The organism is Bifidobacterium thermophilum (assembly GCF_037482445.1).
GTDB lineage: Bacteria > Actinomycetota > Actinomycetes > Actinomycetales > Bifidobacteriaceae > Bifidobacterium > Bifidobacterium thermophilum_B.
On sequence record NZ_JBBHLY010000002.1, the window covers coordinates 47,134 to 73,003 of the forward strand.

Annotated in this window: 19 protein-coding genes; all 19 read right to left on the reverse strand. The window is 62.5% G+C overall.

What is annotated here, in order from left to right:
- Nucleotides 1-49 precede the first annotated feature (49 nt).
- The 19 genes from WD012_RS02025 to WD012_RS02115 all read right to left on the reverse strand — a co-directional run bounded on the left by WD012_RS02025 (nucleotide 50) and on the right by WD012_RS02115 (nucleotide 25,870).
- Nucleotides 50-1,216, reverse strand: a complete 1,167-nt coding sequence (locus WD012_RS02025; protein WP_339562129.1) for a histidinol-phosphate transaminase — start codon at nucleotides 1,214-1,216, stop codon at nucleotides 50-52.
- Nucleotides 1,213-2,610: a histidinol dehydrogenase gene (gene hisD / locus WD012_RS02030; protein ID WP_339562130.1), complete on the reverse strand. Its 1,398-nt coding sequence runs from the start codon at nucleotides 2,608-2,610 to the stop codon at nucleotides 1,213-1,215. The genes WD012_RS02025 and hisD overlap by 4 nt, the downstream gene beginning before the upstream one ends.
- Nucleotides 2,611-3,642: 1,032 nt before the next feature.
- Nucleotides 3,643-7,215 carry a DNA polymerase III subunit alpha gene (dnaE, locus tag WD012_RS02035; protein WP_339562131.1) on the reverse strand — a complete coding sequence of 1,191 codons (3,573 nt, stop codon included), beginning with the start codon at nucleotides 7,213-7,215 and terminating at the stop codon, nucleotides 3,643-3,645.
- A 10-nt stretch (nucleotides 7,216-7,225) separates the two neighbouring features.
- Nucleotides 7,226-8,167 carry an RluA family pseudouridine synthase gene (locus WD012_RS02040; protein WP_339562132.1) on the reverse strand — a complete coding sequence of 314 codons (942 nt, stop codon included), beginning with the start codon at nucleotides 8,165-8,167 and terminating at the stop codon, nucleotides 7,226-7,228.
- A complete protein-coding gene (locus WD012_RS02045) occupies nucleotides 8,164-8,784 on the reverse strand; it encodes a signal peptidase II (protein ID WP_339562133.1) in 621 nt (206 codons plus the stop codon). Before WD012_RS02045 ends, WD012_RS02040 begins: the two co-directional genes overlap by 4 nt.
- A 46-nt stretch (nucleotides 8,785-8,830) precedes the next feature.
- Nucleotides 8,831-10,222 carry a DivIVA domain-containing protein gene (locus tag WD012_RS02050; protein WP_339562134.1) on the reverse strand — a complete coding sequence of 464 codons (1,392 nt, stop codon included), beginning with the start codon at nucleotides 10,220-10,222 and terminating at the stop codon, nucleotides 8,831-8,833.
- Nucleotides 10,223-10,791: 569 nt separating this feature from the next.
- Nucleotides 10,792-11,082, reverse strand: coding sequence for a YggT family protein (locus tag WD012_RS02055; protein ID WP_339562267.1), 291 nt, complete (start codon nucleotides 11,080-11,082; stop codon nucleotides 10,792-10,794).
- A 136-nt stretch (nucleotides 11,083-11,218) separates the two neighbouring features.
- Complete coding sequence (locus WD012_RS02060; RefSeq protein ID WP_339562135.1) at nucleotides 11,219-11,701, reverse strand: cell division protein SepF; 483 nt, start codon at nucleotides 11,699-11,701, stop codon at nucleotides 11,219-11,221.
- 32 nt (nucleotides 11,702-11,733) lie between these two features.
- Nucleotides 11,734-13,053 carry a cell division protein FtsZ gene (gene ftsZ, locus WD012_RS02065; protein WP_422614335.1) on the reverse strand — a complete coding sequence of 440 codons (1,320 nt, stop codon included), beginning with the start codon at nucleotides 13,051-13,053 and terminating at the stop codon, nucleotides 11,734-11,736.
- A 118-nt stretch (nucleotides 13,054-13,171) separates the two neighbouring features.
- Nucleotides 13,172-14,353, reverse strand: a complete 1,182-nt coding sequence (gene dusB / locus WD012_RS02070) for a tRNA dihydrouridine synthase DusB (protein ID WP_339562269.1) — start codon at nucleotides 14,351-14,353, stop codon at nucleotides 13,172-13,174.
- A 217-nt stretch (nucleotides 14,354-14,570) separates the two neighbouring features.
- Entirely contained in the window at nucleotides 14,571-16,091 is a 1,521-nt protein-coding gene (locus WD012_RS02075; RefSeq protein WP_339562136.1) for a glycine--tRNA ligase, read from the reverse strand.
- A 558-nt stretch (nucleotides 16,092-16,649) separates the two neighbouring features.
- Nucleotides 16,650-17,303 (reverse strand): type 4a pilus biogenesis protein PilO, encoded by a 654-nt coding sequence (pilO, locus tag WD012_RS02080; protein WP_339562137.1) that lies wholly within the window; start codon nucleotides 17,301-17,303, stop codon nucleotides 16,650-16,652.
- A 15-nt stretch (nucleotides 17,304-17,318) separates the two neighbouring features.
- Nucleotides 17,319-18,317, reverse strand: a complete 999-nt coding sequence (locus tag WD012_RS02085) for a hypothetical protein (protein WP_339562138.1) — start codon at nucleotides 18,315-18,317, stop codon at nucleotides 17,319-17,321.
- Nucleotides 18,314-19,360: a type IV pilus assembly protein PilM gene (pilM, locus tag WD012_RS02090; RefSeq protein WP_339562139.1), complete on the reverse strand. Its 1,047-nt coding sequence runs from the start codon at nucleotides 19,358-19,360 to the stop codon at nucleotides 18,314-18,316. The genes WD012_RS02085 and pilM overlap by 4 nt, the downstream gene beginning before the upstream one ends.
- Before the next feature lie 24 nt (nucleotides 19,361-19,384).
- Nucleotides 19,385-20,275, reverse strand: a complete 891-nt coding sequence (locus WD012_RS02095) for a prepilin peptidase (protein WP_339562140.1) — start codon at nucleotides 20,273-20,275, stop codon at nucleotides 19,385-19,387.
- The gene (locus tag WD012_RS02100) at nucleotides 20,275-22,839 is read right to left on the reverse strand and encodes a hypothetical protein (RefSeq protein WP_339562141.1); all 2,565 of its coding nucleotides are present in this window, start codon (nucleotides 22,837-22,839) and stop codon (nucleotides 20,275-20,277) included. The genes WD012_RS02095 and WD012_RS02100 overlap by 1 nt, the downstream gene beginning before the upstream one ends.
- 92 nt (nucleotides 22,840-22,931) lie before the next feature.
- The gene (locus tag WD012_RS02105; protein ID WP_339562142.1) at nucleotides 22,932-24,191 is read right to left on the reverse strand and encodes a type II secretion system F family protein; all 1,260 of its coding nucleotides are present in this window, start codon (nucleotides 24,189-24,191) and stop codon (nucleotides 22,932-22,934) included.
- A 191-nt stretch (nucleotides 24,192-24,382) separates the two neighbouring features.
- Entirely contained in the window at nucleotides 24,383-24,853 is a 471-nt protein-coding gene (locus WD012_RS02110; RefSeq protein WP_339562143.1) for a prepilin-type N-terminal cleavage/methylation domain-containing protein, read from the reverse strand.
- A gap of 306 nt (nucleotides 24,854-25,159) precedes the next feature.
- The gene (locus tag WD012_RS02115; protein WP_339562144.1) at nucleotides 25,160-25,870 is read right to left on the reverse strand and encodes a PulJ/GspJ family protein; all 711 of its coding nucleotides are present in this window, start codon (nucleotides 25,868-25,870) and stop codon (nucleotides 25,160-25,162) included.

Genomic DNA, 25,870 nt, shown 5'->3' on the forward strand with positions numbered 1-25,870 from the left:
TCGGCCGGGTCGGCGCCCGTGCCGGGACTCACCCGATGGCGGTCCGGGATTATTCAGCTTCCACGATGCGCAGCACTTCGGAAAGCGCCTCGCAGAAGCGGGCCATCTCGTCGTCGGTGCCCATGCACACGCGCAGCCACCCATCCGGGCCGACCACGCGGATGAGAATACCGCGGTCAAGCAGTTCCTGGAAGATCCGCTCGCGGTTGTCGAAATGCCCGCCGAACAGCAGGAAATTCGATTCGGAATCCGCGACTTGAAGCGGTGCGCCCTTGTAGGTCTGGCGTTTGAGCCATGCAGCGGTCTGGTTGCGCACCTCGCGCAGATGGGCGACACGGCTGAGCTGCTCGTCGGTGTGTTCGAATGCGGCAAGGGCGACGGCCTGGGTCACGGCGGACAGGTGATACGGCATGCGCACGATACGCACGCTGTCGATGATGCCCTTCGAGGCGGCAAGATAGCCGACGCGGGCGCCCGCGTACGCGAAGGCCTTGCTCATGGTACGGCTGACCGCGAGGTTCTCATGCTTGTTGACGAGGGTGACCGCGCTCGGGGTGCCCGGATTGCGGAATTCCACATAGGCTTCGTCGATCACGAGGATCGGGTGCACTCCTGGCGCTGCACCGGCGACATCCGCCTGTTCGCAGGCGGCGAGCAGCCGTTCGGTGTCCTCGAGCGGCAGCGGCGTGCCGGTCGGGTTGTTCGGGCTGGTGAGCAGCACCATGGACGGCTTGATCTCGTTGATCGCCTCGATGGTGCGGTCCACGTCAAGCGTGAAGTCGGCGTTGCGATGGACGACCTTCCAGCCGGTGAACGTGTCGCGCGCGTACTCGGGGTACATCGAATACGTGGGGTCGCAGCTCAGTGCGGTGCGTCCCGGCCCGCCGAAAGCCTGGAAGAGCTGGAGCATGATCTCATTCGAGCCGTTCGCGCCCCACAGCTGGCTGATATCAAGGCGCGCGCCGGACTCCTTGGCGAGGTAGTCGCTGAACGCCTGGCGCAGCCTGATGTGCTCTCGGTCCGGGTAGCGGTTGAGCGTGGGGGCGATATCGCGGACACGTTCGACGATGGTGTCGATGACGTCCGGGTTCGGCGGGTACGGGTTCTCGTTGACGTTGAGGCACACCGGCACGTCGAGCTGAGGGGCGCCGTAAGGCTCCTCGCCGATCAGGTCGTTGCGCAACGGGAGGCTGGAGGGGATGGTATTCTCGCTCATCGCAGTCCTGCCTGCTCTTCCTGCTGCTTGATGGTCGCCTTGTCGTACGGATCGGCGATGAAGCGGCTCAGCACGCTCTCACCATGTGCGGGCAAATCCTCGGAAACAGCGAAGGTGTTGATACGGGCTGCGAGCGCCTTCAGACCTTCCTCGTCGTATTCGATGACTTCGACCGGCTTCATGAAGGTGTGCACGCCGAGGCCCGATGCGAAGCGCGCGGTACCGGAGGTCGGCAGCACGTGGTTCGAGCCGGACATGTAGTCGCCCAGCGGGACCGGAGAGTACGGGCCGCGGAAGATCGCGCCCGCGTTCTTGATGCGCGGTACGACGGCATTCGGGTCGGCGGTCTGGATTTCCAGGTGTTCCGCGGCGTACGCGTTGGCGGCGTCGATGGACTGGTCGAGATTGTCGGTCAGGATGATGCCGGACTGGCGGCCGGTCAGGGAGGTGGCGACGCGCTCGGCGTGCTCGGTGCGGGGCACGCGCTGGTCGAGGCTGGCCTGCACCTGCTTGGCGAAGTCCTCGGAATCGGTGATGAGGACGGAGCCGGCAAGCTCGTCGTGCTCGGCCTGGCCGATCAGATCGGCGGCGACCCAGCTGGGGTTCGCGTCCTTGTCGGCGATGATGGCGATTTCGGTGGGGCCTGCGACCGCGTCGATGCCGACGATGCCGGAAACCATGCTCTTGGCGGTGGCGACGAAGATATTGCCCGGGCCGGTAATCTTGTCGACCGGCTCGCACAGGACCTCGCCGTCCTGCGGTTCGGAGCCCTTGGCGCCGTAGGCAAACATGGCGATGGCCTGGGCGCCGCCGACCGCGTAGACCTCGTCGACGCCGAGGATCGCGCAAGTGGCGAGAATCGTCTTGTCAGGCAGGCCGTCGGCGGTCGCCTTGCTCGGCGGGGTGGCGATGGCAAGCGATTCGACGCCGGCTGTCTGGGCGGGAACCACGTTCATGATGACCGAGCTCGGGTACACGGCCTTGCCGCCGGGCACGTACAGGCCGACACGCTGGATGGGGATCCAGCGTTCCGCGACACGGGCGCCGGGCGCCAGATCGGTGTGGAAGTCCTGCGGCACCTGGGATGCGGATACCGCACGGCTGCGGCGGACGGATTCCTCGATGGCGGCGCGCACCTCGGGGTCGAGCTCGTCGAGCGCCTGCTTCATGGCCTCCACCGGCACACGCAGATGCTCGGGGCGCACGTGGTCGAACTTCTCCTCGAAATCGCGAAGGGCCGCAGCACCACGGTCGCGGACATCATCGAGGATCGGGCGCACCAGATCGGTGGCTTCCTTCGTGCCCATCTCGGCACGTGGCATCGCCGCCAGCATCTCGGCACGGGTGAGGCGCTTTCCGCGCAGGTCAATGATTCGCATCGTATTGTCGCTCATACCCTCACATGGTAGCAACGGGCGAAAACCTTGCGCGGGAAAATCCCGGTCCGCTGTCACATGCTGAGATGACGGTGGGCCGTGCTGCGCTGAGCCGATCCCGGGCCGGCGTATCCGCCCACCGTGCGACTCTGCGGTCACACCGCAGGCGGATAGCCCCGGCACAACCAGCCAGAACCCAGACAACCCTTCCACCGTGCGACACCCCAGTCGCACCGCGAGCAGATAGCAGCCGGGCCATAGCCCAGACAGGGGATATCCGCCCACCATGTGACCACCCAATCGCACCGCAGGCAGATACCCCGGAGGAAACACCCCGAGCCCGAGGTATCAGCCCGCCGTGCGATCACCAAGTCGCATTGCAGGCGGATACCCCCTCCCCCGGCACAACCAGCCAGAACCCAGACAACCCTTCCACCGTGCGACACCCCAGTCGCACCGCGAGCAGATAGCAGCCGGGCCATAGCCCAGACAGGGGATATCCGCCCACCATGTGACCACCCAATCGCACCGCAGGCAGATACCAACCGAAACCTAGCAGGCACCCAAACTATCAGCCCGCCATGCGACACCCCAATCACACCGCAGGCAGATACCCCGGAGGAAACACCCCGAGCCCGAGGTATCAGCCCGCCGTGCGATCACCAAGTCGCATTGCAGGCGGATACCCCCTCCCCCGGCACAACAAGCCCGAATCCAGACAACCCGCCCGCCATGCGACACCCCAATCACACCGCGAGCAGATACCGGCGGAAACCCGACCAATATCCAAGTCATCCGTCTGCCATGCGACCGCCCAGTCACACTACAGGCAGATAGTCGCCGGACCATAGCCCAGACAAGGGATATCCGCCCGCCATGCGACCGCCGAATCACACCACGGACAGATACTCCGGCACAACCAGCCAGAACCCAGACAACCTGCTCGCGGTGCGACAACTCGGTCACACCGCAGACAGATACCGACCGAAAACCGGCGGACGCCCAGACAACCGACAGACACCCAGCCGCCAGACAACCAGCCGCGAGCCCTCAGGCGGCGGACAGGCAGCTCGGCCCGAAGAGGATCTTGATCTCCGCGAACAGCGAGGTGTCGCGCTTGACCCGGAACCGGTCGCCGAAGGTCAGCACCTGCGCGTCGCCCTTCTCCCCCATGATCGCGAGCTTCACCGGGCAATACCCCGGATGGTTCATGAGCACGTGCCCCAGCTGCATCACATGGTCGCGGTCGAGCGCCACCTGCGGCAAGGTGATCACCACCGGCCTGGCATCCTCGGCGTCGAGTGACGGCACCTGCATCTCAGTGGCGCGCAGGCTGACCGTCTCGTCGCGCACCTCCACCTGCCCGCGCACCTGCACGACCTCGTCGATCGCCAGCTGCGCTGCGGCGGCTTCGTACACCTTGCCGAAGAACATGCACTGGATGGAGCTTTCCATGTCCTCCACCGTCACGATGGCCCACGGGTTGCCTTTCTTGGACACGCGCCGGTCCACGTTCGTGACCAGCCCAGCGATGGTGACCTGCTGCCCGTCGCCCATGGTCTTGGCCCGGTCGATCAGATGCGCGATGGACATTTCCCGCAGGTTCGCCAGGATCGCGGTCATGCCGCTCAACGGATGGTCGGACACGTACAGGCCGAGCATCTCGCGTTCGAAATTGAGCTTGGTCTTCTTGTCCCACTCCTCGATGTCCGGCACCACGACCGAAGCGTCGCCCATCATGTCCGTGCCGCCGTCATCGTCATCGGCGAACAGGTCGAACTGGCCTTCCGCCTGCTTGCGTTTGAGCCCGATCACCGATTCGATGGCCGTCTCATGGATCTCATACAACGCCCGACGGTTCGGGTCGATCGAGTCGAACGCGCCCGCCTTGATCAGCGATTCCACCAGACGGCGGTTCAGCGCCGTGACCGGCACACGGCGGACGAAATCCATGAAATTCACGTACTTGCCACGACTGGTCTCACGCTCCGCGATGATATCCGCGACCGCCTTGTCGCCCACGTTGCGGATGGCGCCCAGGCCGAAACGCACGACATCGCCGACTGCCGAATACTCGAGCCGCGACTCGTTGACATCCGGCGGCAACACCTTGATGCCCATGCGGCGAGCCTCGCCGAGGTACAGCGCGGTCTTGTCCTTGTTCGTGCGTTCGTTCTGCAGCAGCGCCGCCATGAACTCGACCGGGTAATGCGTCTTCAGGTACGCCGTCCAGTACGAAATCAAGCCGTATGCCGCGGAATGCGCCTTGTTGAACGCGTACCCGGAGAACGGGACCAGGATATCCCACACCGCCTGCGCGGCTTCCATCGAATACCCGTGTTCCTTCATGCCCTGGAAGAACGGGACTTTCTCCTTGGCCAGCACTTCGGGCTTCTTCTTGCCCATCGCTCGGCGCAGCACGTCTGCCTTGCCCAGCGAATAACCCGCGAGGATTCGCGCGGCCGACTGCACCTGCTCCTGGTAGACGATCAGGCCGTAGGTCTCATCGAGCACCTCCTTGAGCGGCTCGGCCACCTCCGGGTGGATCGGCGTGATCTTCTGCAGGCCGTTCTTGCGTTTCGCATAGTTGTTATGCGAGTCCATATCCATCGGGCCCGGCCGGTACAGCGCAATCAGTGCGGAGATATCGTTGAAGTTATCGGGCTTCAGGGTCTTGAGCAGCGAGCGCATGCCGTCGGAATCCAGCTGGAACACACCCAGGGTGTCGCCGCGGGCGAGCAGCTCGTAGGTCGGCTTGTCGTCAAGGGGGATCTTCGTGTAGTCGATCGGCTCCTTGCCGTTGTTGCGGATGTTCGTCAGCGTGTCGCGGATGACCGTCAAGTTGGACAGCCCGAGGAAATCCATCTTCACCAGGCCGAGCGTCTCGCACGTATGGTATTCGAAGGTCGTGGTGATGGTGCCGTCGGTGCGTTCCAGCAGCGGCGACGTGTCGGTGATCGGTTCGGAACCCATGATCGTCGCGCACGCGTGCACACCCGTCTGCCGGATCAGCCCTTCGATGCCCTTGGCCTCCTCGGTGATGCGCTTGGCATCCGGGTCTGCGTCGTACAGTTCACGGAACTCGCGGGCCTCGGCGTACCGTTTCGACGTGGGGTCGAAGATGTCGTGCAGGCTCGCGTCCTTGCCGTTCTTGCTGGGCGGCAGCGCCTTGGTGATGCGCTCGCCCACGGAGAACTCGTAGCCCATGATGCGCGCGGAGTCCTTCAAGGCCTGCTTGGTTTTGATGGTGCCGTAGATCACGCATTGGGCGACCTTGTCGTGCCCGTACTTGTTGGCCACGTAGTCGAGGACTTTCATACGCCCGTCGGGGTCGAAGTCGACGTCGATATCCGGCAGGGAGACGCGTTCGGGGTTGAGGAAGCGTTCGAAGATCAGGCCGTGCTTGAGCGGGTCGAGTTCGGTGATACCCATGGCGTAGGCGACCATGGAGCCTGCCGCCGAGCCACGGCCTGGGCCGACCATCACGCCATGCGATTTCGCCCAGTTGATGTAGTCGGCGACCACCAGGAAGTAGCCGCAGAACTGCATCTGGCAGATGACACCGCACTCGTAGTCGGCCTGCTTGAGCACTTCGATGGGCGGATTGCCGTCGTACCGGCGTTTGAGGCCCTCATCCACGTGCTTGAGGAACAGGGAGGTCTCGTCCCAGCCTTCGGGGCAGTCGAAGCGCGGCATGAACGCGCCGTCCTCGTGGTCGTCGAAGATCACGTTGCACCGGTCGGCGATGGCGAGCGTGTTGTCGCACGCTTCGGGCAGCTCCTTGAACAGGTCGCGCATCTCCTGCGCGGATTTGATGTAGTAGCCGGAACCGTCGAACTTGAAGCGGTCGGGGTCGTCGAGCCTGGAGCCGGAGTTGATGCATAGCATCGCGTCCTGCGCGTCCCGGTCCTGTTCGTGCACGTAATGGGAGTCGTTGGTGGCGAGCAGCGGGGCGTCCAGCTTCTTGGCGATGGTCAGGAGGTCTTTGGTGACGCGCTGCTCGATGTCCAGCCCGTGGTCCATGAGCTCGATGTAGAAGTTGTCTTTGCCGAAGATGTCCTGCATTTCACCGGCGGCACGCAGGGCCTCGTCGAACTGGCCGAGCCGCAGGCGGGTCTGGATGATGCCCGAGGGGCAGCCTGACGAGCAGATAACACCCTTGTGGTAGCGCTGGAGCACTTCCTTGTCCATACGCGGGTAGCGCATGACGCGGCCTTCGAGGTTGGCGACGGACGAGGCTTTGATGAGGTTCACGAGCCCTTCGTCGTTTTCCGCCCACAGGGTGAGGTGGGTGATCAGGCCGCCGCCGGAGACGTCGTCAGGATTGCGTTCGTGATGCGGCTGCGGCACCCAGTTGGTGTCCCAGGAGACACGGGTCTTGTCCTGCCGCGCGGTTTCCGGCGTCACATACGCTTCGATGCCGATGATCGGCTTGATGCCCTGGTCGACGGCGTTACGCCAGAGCTCGTAGGCTCCGTGCATATTGCCGTGGTCGGTGATGCCGACCGCGGGCATGCCGAGTTCCTTGACGCGCTTGACCAGATCCGGGATTTTCGAGGCACCATCGAGCAGCGAGTAATGCGTGTGGTTGTGCAGCTGGACGAAGTTTCCGGAATCTGTCATGCCGTCCACTCTAACCAAGCGAGTTGACCGGCGGCGTGGCGTGCTTGGCTTCCAGCGAATCCAACGCGTGTTGCAGATCGGCGGGGTAACGCGACTTGACGGTCGTCCACACGTGGGTGCGCGGATGGCGGAATTCCAGTTGCATGGCGTGCAGCCATTGCCGTTCGAGACCCAGCTCCTTCGCCATGACCGGGTTCGCCCCGTACATCGGGTCGCCTACCAGCGGATGCCCGATGGACGAGAAGTGGACGCGGATCTGGTGGGTGCGCCCGGTTTCGAGGTTGACTTTCACCAGCGTGGCTTCGCCGAAGCGTTCGAGCACATCCCAATGCGTGATCGCTTCCTTGCCGGTGGGGGTCACCGTGAACCGGAAGTCGGAGACTTTCGCCCGCCCGATCGGCGCCTCGATGGTCGCCCTGTCTTCCTTGAGGTTGCCTTGGACGAGCGCATGATAGGTTTTCACGACCTCATGCTCGGCGAACTGCCGGCGCATCTCCTTGTAGGCGAGATCGGACTTGCATACGAGCATGAGCCCGCTGGTGCCCACGTCGAGTCGGCTGACGATGCCCTGCCTGCCGGCCGCTCCGAGCGCGGTGATATGCACGCCACGCTGCAGCAGGCTGCCGAGGACGGTCGGTCCGGTCCAGCCTACGGAGGCATGGGCTGCGACCCCCACCGGCTTGTCGACCACGACCACGTCGTCATCCTCGTAGACGACCGCCATGTCTTCGGCGAGCGGCTCAGGGTCGTGGCGCTCTTCGGCGATATCGAATTCGACGATGTCGCCTTCCATGAGCGTGCTTGATTTCGCCATGTCACGGTTGAGGCCGCGAACCTGGCTGGTTTCGATGAGTTCGGCGGCTTTGGCGCGCGACATGCCGAGCATCTTGGAGACGGCCACGTCGAACCGTTTGCCGATCAGCGCATCCGGTGCCGGGGCGAGACGGCTCATCGGCTCTCACTCCCTTGGCTGTTCACCCCGCGATCATGCTCGGAAGCGTCCTGGTCGTCGGTATCACGCGCGTCTGTATCACGCGCGCCGGTGTCGCGTGCGTTGGTGACGGCGACGTCAGGCTCGCGGCGGAAGGGTATGCCGCACAGCACAAGGATGACCACGCCGATGCCGGCGATGCTGAGGAAAATATCCGCGACATTGCCGACGGACCAGCCGTAATTGATGAAATCCACGACCTTGCCGTCAAGGAAGCCGTGCGCGTATGCGATGCGGTCGATAAGATTGCCGGCCGCGCCGCCGAAAGCCGCCCCCAGCAGGATCGCCCACGGCTTCGAATCGGTTACCGCGGAAGCGTAGACCAGCAGCGCGCATGCGATGATCGCCAGTACGGCGATGACCCAGGTGTGTCCTGAACCGAATCCCAAGGAGGCGCCTGGATTGTGCACAAGGAAGAAGCTCAGCAACCGCGGGATCACCGCCACCTCACGCCCGTCGGACAGCGCCTGTTTCGCCCATGCCTTGCTCCCCTGGTCAAGGACGAGCACGATGATTGCCACTACGGCAAAGACGGCCACGTACATGCCACGCGGCCGTCTTGTTGCTAGTTTGTTCATGGAACCCAAACCTGATGAACCTGTATCAGTTGTGTCAGGACCGCGCTCAGTGCTTGCGCGGGCTGGACTGGGACTGGTCCACCTTGCTGTAGGCGTTCGAATCGGACACCTGGTTCATCAGCTGGCCGAGGAAGTCGGTGAGCCGTGCACGGTATTCGGTTTCGAACTGCTTGAGACCCTGGATGTTGCCTTCGATGACCTTGACCTGATTCTCCAGCTCGCCGCGGACCTGCTTGGCGTAGTTGTCTGCGCCGGAGCGGGTCTTGTTGTCGTAGTCGGCAGCGCGACGCTGGACTTCGGCCTCGTAGTTGTCGGCTTCTTCACGCTTGTTCTTGGAATACAGGTCGGCATCCTGCCTGGTCTTGACGGAGTAGCCGTCAGCCTCGGCGTGAACCTTCTTGTTGTAGTCGTCGGCGTCGGCACGGGCGGCCTTGCTGTAATCGTCGGCCTCGGTGCGGGTGCGGCTCGAGTAATCGTTCGCCTTGGTGACGAGCTCCTCGTACTTCGCCTGGCTGGCTTCGGTGATTTCCTTGGCCTTGGCCTTGCCCTTGTCAACGTACTGGTCGTGCAGCTGCATGGCCAGGGTGAGCATGGCGGTGGCGCGCTCGGGCTCGCTGGAGGCGCCCTGTGCGGCACCGGCGATCTTCTGCAGGCTGCCGGTCTCGGTGCTCGGCTCGACCTTCTCGATCTGCGTGCGCAGCTTGTTCTCGCGTTCGCGGGACTCCTCGAGCTGACGCTGGAGGTCCTTGACCTGATTGCCGGCCTGCTGCTGCACGGCCAGCTGCTGGCGCGCGGTGGCGAGCTCACGGCTGAGGTTCTCCGTGTCCGCACGGAACTCGTCACGTTCACGGGTGACTGCGGCAAGCTGGGCGGCGACATCCTTGTTGCCGGACTCCTTGGCGGCCTGCGCGGTGAGCTGGTCGACCTGGGCGCTGAGACGGTCAAGCTGGCCCTTGAGCTGGGCGTTCTGGGTCTTCAGCTGTTCGGTCTGGGCCTTCGCCTGCTCGTTCTGGGAGCGCAGCTGGTTGCCCTGGGCGATAAGCTGCTCGTTCTGGCGCTTGAACTGGTCGTTCTGCGCTGCGAGCGTACGATTGTTCTCTTCGGCCTTGCTCAGCTCGGCCGCGGCCTTCGAGGCCTTCTCGGCATCGGCGGCATTGCCGGCGGGGGCTGCCGCGGCGGACGCCTTGAGTCCGGCGTTCTCCTTCTGGAGGGACTCGATCTGGTTGTTCAGCTCGGAGATCTTGGCGTTGAGATTCGCCACGTCCTGCCCGAGCGGCTGAGTGGCGGGGCCGTTCTGCATCGCCTGCTTGCCGAGAGCCTCCACGGTCTCGGTTACCTGGTCAAGGAAGTCATCGACTTCATCGACGTCATAGCCTTCCTTGAAGCGTACCGTTTGGAAGGTATGCTCCCTAATATCCTTAGGCGTCAAAAGAGCCATAAATCTCCACCTCGCTTTGAGTAATGCCCTCGCTGTGACGGTATCTATACCGATGCTAGCACGACCCCCACGCATTTTTGACCGTTTCCGCGCCCTTTTTCCCCGTGTCACGTTTGATGTTGCGATGGCGGGCGGCGCGCGGCCGGAGGCTCGCGGCGGCGGCTTGCGGCCGGATATGTCCGCTCCCGCAGATGCGGACCCCTGTCTGCGCCGGCCACCGGGACGGTATGCAGGGATTGCCACATGGGGCACGTCCCAGCTGTTGTGGGAGATTACCGTGGGAGATTATCGCGATTTGGGCCATCCGGCGGCAAACTCCCAACGACTGGATGATGTGACCCGCATGATTCCAACGATTCGTCTGGAAGGTTGTCCAGGATTGCGCCGAATCACACAGTTCTCCCGGGAGATTATCATCGCGTCAGCGGATTCGGCGCAATCTCCCCCATCCGGCAGGACCCCGGGGCCTATAGGCCCCGGGGTCCTGCCGCCGTCGCCCGCCCGCGACGTTATGGTCACGTCATGGCCGCGTGGCGGGCGGGTTGTGCGCCGCACATGATTGGCACGGCTCAGATCAGCACCTGGAGCAGTACGAGCACGAAGTACAGCACCATGAAACTCAAGTCGAAGGCGATCGGCCCCATTTGCAGCGGCGGAATATACCGCCGCAGCCATCTGAGCGGCGGTTCCGTCAGGTCATAGATGATCTGGATGAGGTCGGCGACAATGCCTCTCGGCCGCCATCGCGGGGCAAGCATGAAGGCCCAGTCGAGAATCATGCGGATGAACAGGACGGTGATATACGCCCCGATCGCCCAATCGATAATCCTGAACACGATGGCAAGCACAGAGGAGATCATAGAGGCAAGCATAGCAGGAGGGCTTCGGCGATTTCGCGCTCACCGAAGCCCTCCGAACCGTGAATCCCATGCGTGATATCCCGTACGCCGCCGGCATCAGGAGACGGGTGCGCCAGCGGACAGGCCTATCGGGCGGTCAGTCGTTGAACAGGTCGTGGCCTGCAGTCTTCGATTCGGGTTCCTCGACCTTGATGTTGATCTGTGCAGGGCTCAGAAGGAACACGCGCGGCGTCACCCGTTCGATGGAGCCTCGGACGCCGAACACCACGCCGGCGGAGAAGTCGACGATGCGGTAGGCGATGGCTTCCGGCACACCGGTGAGGTTCAGCACCACGGGCACGCCGTCACGGATCGCACGGCCGACCATCTGCGCGTCATCATAGGTTTTCGGGTGGATGGTCGTGATGCGGTTGACACGGTTCGGGAACGGGTTCGCCCCCCTGCCGGCGGATGGCGCCGACTGGCTCGCGGGCTGCGACGGCGACATGGGCGCTACAGTGTGGTCCGAATCGAACTTGGACTCCTTGTCGTCATCCTCCTGCTCGAGCAGGTCATCATCGTCATCGACCACGTCGGACATGCCCAAGTAGGACATCGCGTTCTTCATGAACCCAGCCATCTCAGCTCCTTTTGCTTACTCGTGCCGTATGCTCACCGAAGGAAATCGGGGATGTCAAGGTCGCCGGCTGGATCGTTCGGCGGAATGACCTGGTGTTCGGTAGTCGCATCTCCATCGTTATTGTAGCCGTTGTTGCCGTAGCCGTTGGCACCGTAGCCGTATCCGGTCTGCTGGTTCTGCGGGGCCTGCTGGGGGATGTACGGCGTCGCGGGGCGCTGCGGCTGGGCAGCTGCGGGATTCTGTGCGCCGGCATCGATCAGGTTGCCGCTCGGCGTCTGGCCTGCGGCCGGGGTCGCGACCTGCGGGGCGGCGGCATTCGTGGTATCCGCAGCCGGCGCGGCGGCGTCGGAAGGCTCTGCTGCGGCCGCGGCCGCTTCGGCTTCCTTCGCGGTCTTGTCGAAGCCTGCGGCGATGACGGTGACACGCACTTCGTCGCCGTACGCGTCGTCGAGTGCGAGGCCCCAGATGATCTGCGCTTCGGGGTGGATAGCCTTGCGTACCAATTCGACGGCGGCGGACGCTTCGAGCAGCTTGAGGTCGGTCGGGCCGGAAATGTTGACCAGTGCGCCCTGCGCGCCTTCGATGCTTTCCTCGAGCAGCGGGGAGCTGATGGCGATTTCGGCGGCCTGGGTGGCGCGGTCTTCCCCACGGGCGGAACCGATGCCGAACAGTGCGGTGCCGGCGCCACGCAGAATCGTGGTGACATCGGAGAAGTCCACGTGGATGTAGGAGTTCATGGTAATCAGGTCGGTGATGCCCTGCACACCGGCGAGCAATGCGGTGTCGGCGGTCTTGAACGCGTCCACGATGCCGATGGACTTGTCGGACAGTTCCAGCAGACGGTCGTTCGGGATGACGATGATTGCGTCGACTTCCTTGCGCAGGTTCTCGATGCCGAGCTTGGCGGAGGCTTCACGGCGGGGGCCTTCGAAGCTGAACGGCTTGGTGACCACGGCGATGGTGAGCGCGCCCTGCTGCTTGGCGGCGCGTGCGACGATCGGGCTGGCGCCGGTACCAGTGCCGCCGCCCTCGCCGCAGGTCACGAAGACCATGTCGGCGCCCTTCAGGGCTTCTTCGATATCGGACTGGTGGTCCTGCGCGGCTTTCGCGCCCTTCTCGGGGTCGGCGCCGGCGCCGAGGCCACGGCTTGAGGCGTCGTTGAGCGAGATCTTGATGTCGGCGTCGGACCGCATGAGGTCCTTGGCATCGGTGTTGATGGCCACAAATTCAACGTTTTGCAGACCTTCGGCAATCATTCGGTTGACTGCATTGCCGCCGGCGCCGCCGACCCCCACGACCTTGATGTTGGTCTTGTCGTTGAAATTGTCTGTCTGGGCAATCTCGCTCACCATTGTCTCCTGTCACTTACGGTTATGCTCAACTCTAGCGCAACAACCAGTAGAACATACGTTATTTCTCGGTATGTACCGCGATTTTTTCACGTGTCGCAACACGCCGCCGATATTTCCGTCAATAGCTTACGTCCATCGGATCGTCCCCGAAGAGCGTTTCGCGCTGCTCGTGGGTCGTGGTGCGCGACTCCAGCCAACCGTACGGCACGTGCACTTTCTTCGCGTAGCGCACGCGTCCGCGGGGCTTGTCGATGACCCGGGCCGGGTATGGCGCCTGCGGGTCGAGGCCGTCCATGACACGCTTGACATCCGCAATACTTTCACATTCCATGAAGGCCTTGCGCGTCGAACCGCCGACCGGGAACCCCTTGAGGTACCACGCGATGTGCTTGCGCAGATCGTGCACGGCCATCCGCTCGTCACCATCGTAAAACTCCACGAGCAGGCCGGCGTGGCGCAGGATCACCTGGCATACCTGGCCCAGGTTCGGGTTCGTCCGCTCACTGCTGCCTTCGAAGGCGTGCCTGATGTCGGCGAACAGCCACGGGCGCCCCTGGCATCCACGGCCGATGGCCACGCCCGCACAACCGGTCTGGCGGACCATCTCGAGCGCATCATCGGCACCCCAGATGTCGCCGTTGCCAAACACGGGGATGTCCAGATGCTCCACGAGTTCGCCGATGCGGCTCCAATCGGAGTGCCCACCATAATATTCAGCCGTGGTGCGCGCGTGCAGCGTCACCGCGGCACACCCCTCCTCCTGGGCGATGTGCCCGGCATCAAGGAACGTCTCATGCTCGTGGTCGATGCCGACACGGATCTTCGCGGTCACCGGGATGCCCGCGGGCTCGCACACACAGACCACGCGGTGGATGACCTCGGTGAACAAATCGGTCTTCCACGGCAGTGCCGATCCGCCGCCACGGCGGGTGACTTTCGGTACCGGGCAGCCGAAGTTCAGGTCGATATGGTCGGCCATGGCATTGTCGACGACAATACGTGCGGCCTGTTCCACGATGGACGGGTCGACGCCGTACAGCTGCAGGGAGCGGATCTTCTCGCCCGGCGCAAACCGGCACAGGCGCAACGCCTTGGGGTTGCGCGCGACCAGCGCCCGTGCGGTGATCATCTCGGCGACATACAGGCCATCAGGCCCGTAGCTTTCGCAGATGACGCGGAACGGCCAGTTGGTCACCCCCGCCATCGGGGAGAGCATGACGGGGGTCGGCACGTGGATGCGGCCCAAGTCCACCGGTCCGATACGCACCGTGCCGGTATGGGCCGACGCCGCAGCGGCCATAGAACGAGGGTCCTCACCGAGCCGGGAGTCGCCACGCTCGTCGATGATGTCCTCTTCGGTCTTGCTCATACCCTCGTATTCCTTATATCCGTTTGTCCAATGCCGCCGCACGGCACCATAGCCCAGGCGCGAACAGGCGCCCGTACGACTCCCCGCGGTCCGGTTACGCCGGATCATCCGGGTAACCGGACCGCAGCAGCAGACTACTGCCTGGCTATCAGTACAGGCCGCCGGCTTCGGCGATCTTGACGGGCTGGGTCTCGTCGATGCCGCTTTCCTGCGAAACGTCCACACCGCCGTCGGCCGCCTTCACACCGGTGACGCTGGCCGGGCCTTCGGGGTAGCGCACGCGCTTCTCGCTGACGCGGTCCGCCACGTAATCGGCGACCTTGTCGAGGCTGACACGCTCCTGCTGCATGGTGTCGCGCTCGCGGATGGTGACCGCGTTGTCGTCGATGGTGTCGAAGTCGACGGTGATGCACAGCGGGGTGCCGATCTCGTCCTCACGACGGTAGCGGCGGCCGATGGCGCCTGCCTCGTCGTAGTCGATCATCCACTCGTGCTGACGCAGGTCGGCGGCCAGGTTGTGGGCGATGGTCTGCAGCTGCGGCTTCTTGCTCAGCGGCAGCACCGCGGCCTTGACCGGGGCCAGACGCGGGTCGAGGCGCAGCACCGTACGCTTGTCCACACCGCCCTTGGTGTTCGGTGCCTCGTCCACATCGTAGGCATCCACGAGGAAGGCCATCAGGGAGCGGGTCAGGCCGGCGGCCGGCTCGATCACGTACGGCACGTACTTCTCGCCGGTGGCCTGGTTGAAGTAGCTCAGGTCCTCGCCGGAATGCTTCGCATGGGCGGACAGGTCGAAGTCGGTACGGTTCGCGATGCCCTCGAGCTCACCCCAATCGGAGCCCTGGAAGCCGAACTTGTATTCGATGTCGACCGTGCGCTTGGAATAATGCGCGAGCTTCTCCTTCGGGTGCTCGTAATGGCGCAGGTTGGCCGGGTTGATGCCCAGGTCGAGGTACCAGCGGGTGCGGGTGTCGATCCAGTACTGGTGCCAGTCCTCATCGGTGCCGGGCTCGACGAAGAACTCCATCTCCATCTGCTCGAACTCGCGGGTGCGGAAGATGAAGTTGCCGGGCGTGATCTCGTTGCGGAAGGACTTGCCCATGTTCGCGATGCCGAACGGCGGCTTGGAGCGGCTCGCCATCATCACGTTCTTGAAGTCCACGAAGATGCCCTGCGCGGTTTCCGGGCGCAGATAGTGCAGCGAGTTCTCGTCCTCGACCGGGCCGAGGTGGGTGCGCAGCATCATGTTGAAGTCGCGCGGTTCGGTCCACTTGCCGCGCACGCCGCAATCCGGGCACACGATGTCGGCAAGGCCGTTCTCCGGCATCTTGTCGCCGTGCTTTTCGGCGTAGGATTCCTGCAGCTTGTCGGCACGCTGGCGCTTGTGGCAGTTGAGGCATTCGATGAGCGGGTCATTGAACACGGACACGTGACCGGATGCGACCCACACTTCCGGCGGCAGGATGATGGAGGTGTCGACACCGACCACATCGCCGCGGGTGACGACCATGGAACGCCACCACTCGCGCTTGATGTTGTCTTTCAGCGCGACACCAAGCGGGCCGTAATCCCACGCAGAACGGGTTCCACCGTAGATCTCGCCGGCGGGGAAAACGAACCCGCGACGCTTGGCGAGGGAGACGACTTCATCGAGTTTAGAACTAGCCACAATGCACCTTCTGGTTTGACGGTTTTGTTGACGTATTAGGCATGCCTAGTTTACCGGCATACACTGACAGCTTGCAGGCAAACGGCGGGGCCGATGCGGGTCGACGGAGCTGCGCGAGCAGACAACGGGCCGATTGGTGAGCGAATCCTCACAGAATGCCCACCAGACCAGTCCGACGGGCCGATTCCGAGCAACCCGATTCCCATCATGTGAACGAATCCTCACACATCGGCCCCCATACCAACCCGACAGGCCGATTCTAAACCACCCAAACCCCACGGTGTGAGCCAATCCTCACACAACAACACCCAGACCAATCCAAAACCCTGCCAGACGGCGCCAAATCTTCCATCGTGTGAACGAATCCTCACACGATGACGGCCGGTGAGGCGGCAGACGCCCCGGATCCAACCACCGCGGGCATAAAAAGTTCCGGACGCGTGCTGCCCGTCCATAGGGGGATAAGAAGGGAGGCAGCCCGCGCCCGGAAGAGTGGAGTGGCGGCCGGCCCGCCGAAGAGGTCAGCGGCGGACCGGCCGGATGGCCGTCAATGCCGGCTCAGTTGCCTGAGGAGGATGACGAAGAGGATGAGGCCGACGACCCCGAGCTGACCGAGGCGTTCGCGGAGTTCGAGTTCGAACTCGGCAGGAGCGCCCAGATGTAGCTGTTGACGGAAACAGTCGACTGGTTGGGATCGTCGCCGATGCTGTAGCTCACGTTGGTCGCGAGGTCGATGCGCTCGATGTGCTGGATCCCGGTCACGAAGTTCCGCAGCGCATCGTAGTTGCCGGAGGCTGCGATGGTGACGGGCACCTGCACGAGCCGGCCGGTGCTGATGTTGTTGGATGCCGCGGTGGGCAGCTGCGCGTCGACCGCCGAGGAGAAGCTCACGCTGGAGATGGTGACGCCGGAGTCGGCGGCCGCCTGGTTAAGCGAGGCGATGAACTCGGACTGGTTGTAGGTGGCCGGGATCTGCCTCTGGATCTGTGCGAGTCGGCTCTTCTGCAGCTGGATGTTGATGCTGGCGACGCTGAGTTTGGTGATTTCGTCGCTGAGCTTCTGGTTCTGCTGCTCGATCTGCGCGGTCTGCGCGTTGGCTTCCGCGATCTGCTGGCGTCGTGGCGAGATGCCGACGAGCCACATGATCAGCAGCACGACGACGACGGCCGCGGCGAGTACCATCCAGATGATCTTATGCTTGTTGATTTTCATCGTTCACGTCCCTTCTCACTTGCTGGAGCTGCTCGAGCTGGAGCTGCTGGAGCTGCTGGAGCTTTCGGTCTGGTTGCCGCCGGCGAGCGTCTCGAGCTGTTCGCGCAGCTGCTTGAGGAGCTTGCGGTCGGCGGCGTCCGCGCCTGCGGAGCCGTCTGAACGGTCGGTGGTGTACGGGTCGAGCTTGAATGACAGGGTGCCGGTGTACGTGTAACCGTTGTCGGCGTCTCCGGAGACGGAGCTGATGTCGCCGGTCACGTAGCCGGGCAGCTGCATGAAGCTGGAGATGAAGGTCTGCGCGGAGATGAAGTCACCGGATTTGACGGTGAACTGCACCTGGATGGCACCGTTGTTGCCCCACACGCTTTGGTCGCTGCCGGATGAGCTGGAGCCGGTCGCGCCGGTGGCGGCGTTGTATTCGCTTAAGGAGACGCTCTGGTAGGAGCAGTTGGGCGGCAACGCGCTGTTGAGGTTGTTGGCCACGTCGGTCCAGTCGACTTCCGCGTAGAGCGTGGCGAGCACGGACTGGCGGGTACCGGCGAGCGAGTTGAGCACGTCTTCGACGTCCTTGTATTCGGCTTTCTTGCGTTGCAGGGACATCTGCTCCTGCTGGGCGTCGGCAGTGGCGCTGCGCGCGCGACCGACGGCGATTTGCATGCCGATGGTGACGATGATGGCGACGACCACTACCCCGGCGAGCACGAAGCTCATGATCCGCTGGATGTCGCGATCGCGGTTGAGCGCGATAATCGACTTGGGCATGAGGTCGGCACGGTAGGTCCACTGGTCTTCCGGGGTGGGCTTGCCGGCGCGGCGGGTTTTGCCAAGTTGCGAGAGGTCCATGTTGAGCGCGGATTTCTTGCCGCGCTCATTGGCTTGGCCGTGGCTGTTGCGCGGCTTGGATGCGCCTGGGCGTTGGGCTTTGCGCGAGGCGCGCTTGTTGTCGCCGGCGTCCTGCGGTTTGGCGGTGTTGTCTGGCTGGTGGTTGCCTTTTTTGTTGTTCAGCAGGCTCATCGCGGTCTCCTTCCGAGCGCAAGTCCCAGCACGACGGCGTAGTCGGCCGCGTGCACGGTCATGTTCTGGTCCTTGGCTTCTTTGGACAGTTCGAATGGGGCGAACGGGTCGGCGATCTTGACGACTTTGCCGATCGAGCTGGCCAGTACCGGCGGCAGGCCGACGAGTACGGAGCCGGGGCCGGTGAGCAGGACTTCGGTGACTGGGGATTGCGGGTGCTGCTGGTCGTAGGAGTTGAGGGTGTTCCTGATGCCGACGACGAGCTGGGCGATGGTTTCGCGGATGGCTTCCTCGGCTTTTTCGAGCCGGGTGTCGCCGACCACGTTTTGCAGGCCGATGTGCCGCTTGATTTCGAGTGCCTGCTCGTAGGTGACGCCGATGGAGTTGGAGATGGCGTCGGTGACGTCGTCTCCGCCTGACGGCACGACACGCATATAGGCGAGCCGCGTGTGGTCGATGATGACGACGTCGGTGCTGTTGCCGCCGATGTTGACGACGGCGGCGGCATGGTCGACGGCTTGCCCGCTGAACAGGCGGGCGAGGGAGAAGGCGCTCGCGTCGATGGATTCGATAGTGACGCCTGCTTCTTCGACGGCTTGCGCGGTGTGTTCGACGCCGTTGCTGAGGGTGGCGACGATGAGCCCGTGGAGGAACGCGCCGGCCTGGGTTTCTTCACGCCGGATGGGCACGAAGTCGAGCAGGGACTCGTTGACGGGCAGCGCGATCTTGTCTTTGGCTTGGAATGGCAGGGTCTCACGCAGTTCCGGCAATGGCATTTCCGGGAAGCTGGCTTCGCGGAAGATCATGCGCCGGCTGGAATACACCATGTAGACGTCGTCTTTGGGCAGGTCGCCGTATTTGACCATGTTTTTGACGAGTCCGGTGACGGCGTTGCGGTTGGTTGCCTCGCCGTCGACGACTGCCCCGTGCGGTAGCGGCAGCATCTTGTATTTTTTGATGACCGGTTTGCTGGTGAATGGCTCCGCTATGGTTGCCGCACATATGGAGTCATTCGATATGGTCAGTGCCCCTATGGACTTCATAGTCCCTCCTGTGTTCTCTTCCCTTTACGCGAGCCCGACCAGTTGCAGGTAGGCTTGCGCTATCGGCATGCCGAACAGTATGCCGACCCAGGCTCCGATGACCATGGACGGGCCGAATGGTATGCCGCCATGGATGGTTACGCGCTTCGTTGCGAGCAGTATGACGCTGATGGCACCTCCGATGATGAATGCGGCGAATCCGCCGACGATGAATTGTTGCCAGCCGAGCCACCCGAGGTTGAGTCCGATGAGCACGGCAAGTTTGACGTCTCCCATTCCCATGCCGCCTGGCCAGAGGAATCCGAGGAGCAGATAGAACAGCGCGAGCACTGCCCCGGCTATGGCCGCCCTGCCGAGGGCCGGCCATGAGCCGGTCCCCCATGAGGCGAGGACCAGCAGCAGGAGCGTGACGATGATCGACGGGTAGATGATGACGTTGAGGATCTTGTGGAAGTCGAAGTCGATGAACGCGACGACGATGGACAGCCACGCGAAGAACAGGAGGTCGGGCAGCATCCACAGCGGGTAGGCGTGCCATGCGCCGCCGAGCACGACGGCGAGGGCGGCGAGCCCGCCGAGCAGTTCGACCGCCGGGTAGCGCCCGGAGATCGGCTGGTGGCAGTTGCGGCATTTGGCGCGCAATACGAGCCACGAGATGATGGGGATGTTGTCGTGCCACGCGATCTGCGCCTTGCAGTTCGGGCAGAAGCTGCGCTTGGGGTTGACCAGGCTGATATGGTTCGGCACCCGCCAGATGACCACGTTGAGGAATGAGCCGATCACGCAGCCGAGCACGAACGCGAACACGGCGACCACCACCGTGGTCACGGTATCACCGTAGGCGAGGGTGTTCTCCCCCGCGCTTTGCGGCGATGCCGCGAGTGCGCGGAATGATGTTGCAAGTACCGGAACCATCAGATGCTCCCGTCCCGGGTGAGCTCACGGGTGAAGATGAAACCGTTGGAGCCTGCGGTGCTCGGCCCGGGGACAACGGTGGTGGTGCCGCCGCTACCGCCGCTGGGGCCGGAAGAGCTGAACGCGACGTCAGCGTTCCAGATCTGGGACTTGATGGCGCGACCACGATAGTCCTTGACAATGTAGTCGGTACCAGCGGTGGCGCATGGTACAAGGGCGACGGCGGTGCGGCCATCCTTTCTCGGATACGCGGCAGTGCCGTTGATCGTGTCACCAGGATAGATTTCCGTCAGGCATTTGTCACTGGCCGTTTGAAGGGTTCCCTTCTTGTATTGGTCAGAAGCTTTGCTGCTGTATCGTGTGAAATGCGTCGCAGCTGCCTCGGAATCGACGAGCTTCGGAGCAGTAAAACTGCCGGACGACGACCATTCGGAGAACTGGTAGTACTTCTTCACTGCGCTACCGTTATTGCCGACCCAAGTCCACAATGTCGTTGATACGCCGTTGCCGTCGGGATCCTCGTTGTATTGCACGACATCGTTCTTCCATGGGAAGGCGTCCAATCCGTGATTGTTGTGCCTGTTGCGTGCAGTGCCAATATTTGCATCGGTTTCACTGACTGACGTCGCACAGCCCGTCGCCCGGCTGGTATCTTTATCGCCGACCTTGTTGACGAATTCGGAAACATAGCAGTATGGGTTCCAATCCCCTGTCCCCACGTAGCAGGTATCGCTGTATGCATCCTTGCCGTCATTCGTGGCCATGAGGCAGTACCCTGACGTTTCGCTGACCAACTGATTGGTCGCCCGTCCGGACTCTCCCGCCTGGCCGAAGGATGCGGTAGCGTCTTCGGTAGCGCCACCGTTATCCCACCAACCAGTGCCGGTCAAATCATTGTGTCCCCATCCGCTGGACATGAGATAGTGATAGGAACCGCTGGCGAAGCTGGGGTTGAAGCCGCTGATATTACCGCCGCTGAAGCCACCATCGGCATACAGCTTGTTATTGGCATTCGAAAGATACAGATATTGCACTTTCGTATCGCCATCGCCGGATTGTGAATCCTGTATCCCGCCGAGCGAATACCCGGACGCCTCCGGCAAGCTATCGAACGAGCTGAGCTGATCGGCAGTAAGTTTCGACTTGAATTGCGAAATATAATCGCTTTTCTTCTTTACATTGTCGTTGAGATATCCGGCATTGATGAATCCGTTGTAGAAGACCCACTTCTGGTATTTATTGAGCAGGCTTTTGGGATCGGTCTTCTCGGCAATCTGCGCCTTATGATCTGGATCAGTGTAATAATCGGACTGATTATTCGGACCGTACGAATTGCCGCACTTCTCAAGGCGCGCGGGCATCTTGGATGATGTGATATCGACGCCGGTCACGCACAGATCCAAGCGCGAAGTCGGGCGGATGCTGTCGTCTTTCCAATACACCCAGTTGTTCAGGTTCTTATATGCGCCACCCGACTGGCACTGCTCGGTATAGGTGTATACGTCTTTGCCGTCTCTTGCACCGGACACATAGGCCTGTGGCAGAATGAGAAGGATTGAGCCTTCCTTGGGAAGCGGGTCAGGGTCGGAGAGATTCACGATGTCGTTGAGCGACAGATTGTCATTCAGGCTGAGGTCTCCTCGCGTCGTAGCCACCATACAGGTCTGGTTGGCGGGATTCATGACGCTGGAACCATTTAGCTCGTGCGAGGCGCTTTCATTCGCGGCATTGGAGAATGCCACTTCCCCGGACAGTACAGCATCGGCAGCGGTGCCGCTGCTGATGGCAACATTGCCCCATATCGGCTGCGTTTCCCTGCCGAATGTGCTGAACGGCGCCGCGGCGTAGAAGCCCATGCCGAGGCGGCCGCCGCCACCGCCGCTGACAGACGGCGTGGTGACCGTGGTGGTGGTGCTGACGCCGAACTGGTAGACGGCCCACATTACGCGAATCGGCTTGACGGTTGTAGTGCGGCCGCTTCCGTAGCGGTCGAAATATGCACGGGAGGTCACGGCGGCGTAATTGATATCGCCGCCGCTTCTCACTTGGGCTTCGGTGAGTGGGGCGGCAGACGCGGTGGTGGCGGGATTGTCTTTGTAGAACTGGATGGTGACGCCGTAGGTCCAGTTGCGGGTGGTGTAGTCGGCTGTGGATGCGGTCGAGGTGGTGGACGTGGTGTCGGACGCGTTGTTGAGCACCACTTGTACGCCGCTCGACGACGTGGTGTCGACCGTGTACTCGTCGTCCAGCGACGCTTTGGTCGTATCCGTGGTCGTGGACGGCAGCAGGCTGGAGGCACCAGCTTCGGCCTCACGCAGGTAGCTCAGGCCGCTTTGCAGGCCATTCTCGGCCACCACGGCAGCCTGGGCGTTCTGCGTGTTCCTGCGGTAGGGCGCAAATTGTGCGATGAGCACGCTCGCCACCAGTGTGGTGGTGACGATGAGGATCACCACGAAGATCAGCGCCATGAGCATGGCGACACCGGTCTCGTTGCCGCGCATCATGCGGCGCACCCGGTCGCCGACCTGGGATTCAACGTGCTTCCATAGCCATGACTGCTTCATCGCCGCGGTCCTCCCCTGAAGTTCTTCCTCGTGTTTCTCGAATAGTTTTACCTGTGTGCTATGCCTGCGCGCAGATCGCTTTTCTGTGCCGGTCAGGACGCCATGCTGTTCATGGCGTCGAACATGTGGAACATCGGCAGGTACAGGGCGACGACCATGAAGCCGACGATGACACCGAGGATGCAGATCATGATCGGTTCGAGCAGCGAAGTGAGCTGCTTGGCGATGCTCTGGACCTCGTCCTCGTACGCTTTGCCGGCGCTTTCGACCATCTGGTCGATGGCGCCGGAATCCTCGCCGATGGAGACCATCTGCACGAGCATCTGCGGGAACACCGGTTCCCTGCCCATGCTGTCGGCCAGGCGGTAGCCTTTCTCGACGTCCGCCGAAATGCGGATGGACGCGGTTTCGATGGCGTAGTTGCCGGAGGTCTTGCCGACGATGTTGAGCGCTTCGAGGATCGGGACGCCGGAGCGCAGCATGGATGAGAAGTTGCGGCAGAAACGGCTGAGCGCGACCGCAGTGTTCAGTTGGCCGAACACGGGCACACGCAGTTTGAACGGCTCCCACCAGCTGCGGATGTACTCCTTGTTGCGGTTCTGGCGCCAGTAGATCGAGAAGCCGAAGATCGCGACGAGCAGCAGCGGAATGACGATCGGCGCGGCCTTGCCCATAGCGACCAGCACCATGGTCAGGGCCGGCAACTGTGCGCCCATGGACTCGTACATGGAAGCGAAGCTCGGCACGATGGTGAGCAGCATGACGCCAACCAGGATGAACGCGATGACGAGCACGATGACCGGGTATGCCATGGCTGATTTGATCTGCCCTTGGAGCCGGACGTCGGATTCGAAGTTGTCGGCCACGGTCTTGAGCGAGTCGTCAAGGAAGCCGCCTGCCTCGCCGGCGCTGACCATGTGGATCATGATGGGCGGGAAGATGTCGCCGCTCTGGCTCATGGCGTCCGAGAAGGAGCTGCCGCTTTCGATGAGGCTCGCACAGGAGCGGAGCGCCTCGCGCAGCTGCTGGTTGTGCGTCTGCTCGGTGACGATGTTGAGGGCGCGGATAAGGGAGACACCCGCGCCTACCATGGTCGCCAACTGGCGTGCCATGACGGCGAAGTCCTTCTTGGACGGGTAACGCTTGAATCCGGGGATTTCAAGGTTCTTGTTCAGGCCCGTCGCCTGGGTGGGGTCGACCACGTTGAGCGGTATCAGCCCGAGTTTCTGGATGCGTCCGATCGCCTGGTCGAGCGTGATCGCCTCGACGGTACCCTTGGTCTTGGTGGCGCCATCAGCGCTGATGGCCTCATACTTCCACTGCACCGGTTTTGCGGCAACTTCTGCTGGCATCGGTACTCCCTTGTTCGGCTTCGATACGCGTCAGTCCGGCCCGCCCCCGCGGTACCGGCACATCTGGTTTGGTGTTGTGTGATTGGTAATGGAAACGGGTAAGCGGTCTGTGCGGACCTGCTTGGTCTGCACAGACCGCTTACCTCATGAGCTCCGGCTAGGCAGTTGCGATTTTGCTGCCCGTCTTATGCTCAGTTGTGAGAGACAGTGCCCACATTGGAATCATATGTATAGATCTTCAGACCGGTGGCATTAGTATTCGAGCCTTCAATCTTGTAATCATTTTCATTGAAGGTGAACTTCAGGGTAACACCCTTGGTCAGGTTGACCTTATTGCCTGAAATATAGCACGGAGGCATAGTGGTTGCTGTGGTGGCGTATGCGCATTCAGTAATAGGTGTCTTGCCAGCTTCATCACTGGTAAGCTCCAGGTCATTGTACTTCCCACCAGCCGTGGTACCAGCGGACTCGACCACGAGGCTGGCGTTCTTGACATCGGACTCGGTGGAGCCGTTCCATGCGGATTTGCGCTGGTTGAGGTAGATCGGGACGGCGATGGCAGCGAGGATGCCGAGGATGATGACGACGACGAGAAGCTCGACCAGGGTGAAGCCCTTCTCATTGTCGGCGCGACGCTTCAAAGCCTTCTGTACGCTCTTCATGTTCTGTATTCCTTCCACTCCGGCTGCCGCACAGCAGCCACTTTGGACTGCGCACACCCAACGCTGGATATGCGTTCCGGACTCTCGCCCGTTCAGCTTGTCGTGCTGATGTTTATGAATATAGCAGTTTTGCAAACGATGTCATCGGCGTGTCGAACATCAAACCTTTGACGTTTTTCTATCCTGTTTCACAGCCGATATATCCATTGTTCACATGCTCTCCCATCCAGCTAATACAGCGTGTCCCCGCCTGCAAAACAGTGCAGGCGGGGACACGAACCGCGTTGAAAGCGTTGTCACCGCGGATCACGGGCAATGCTTGGCGATTGTCCAATCGGGGTCGGCGCCGGCATTGCCCACCGGGAAACGGCTCACCGTGTTGCTGGTGACCGCCCTGCCTCCGGCATACCCCCCGACGACCGGCGAGAACGTCACCGTGTTCGTTGACGCATCAAGGGCGAACATCTTCTGGCGGTAGATACCCGACGCCGAAGCTGGGGCGGCGCCGGGATTGTTGAATAGCGACGACAGCAGAACCCCACGGTCGGTATAGGCACTGACCGTCTCATCGCGTGACTCCCACTTGAGGGTGCCATACGTGTCCACCATGTCCGCGGACCAGGTGGCGGGCGTATAAGTAAGCACCACGCATTGGCCGACCCCGGTAGCGCCCACGCTGGCCTTGGTGGCGGCCTCGCCCGGTATATACAGGGTGAGTGTCTCCCCGCCCGGGTCCACCTGGGCGTCAGCCGCGTACCGCACCAGCCGCTCCACCCGTTGGGACGCAGTCGTCATGGAACTGGTCGACATGGCCCGCAGACTGCTCACGCTCGTCGCCCTGATAAAAGAAACCACCGAAGCGACGAACATCGAGGAGAACAGCATGAAAATCCCCAGCGAGACCATCATCTCGACCAGGGTCATACCGGTTTCGCCCCGGCTGACGCGTCGCACATGGAGCCGAAGCAGTGACGCGAGACTGCGTTTGCCCGTGGTATTGCCTTTACTCGCACTCAT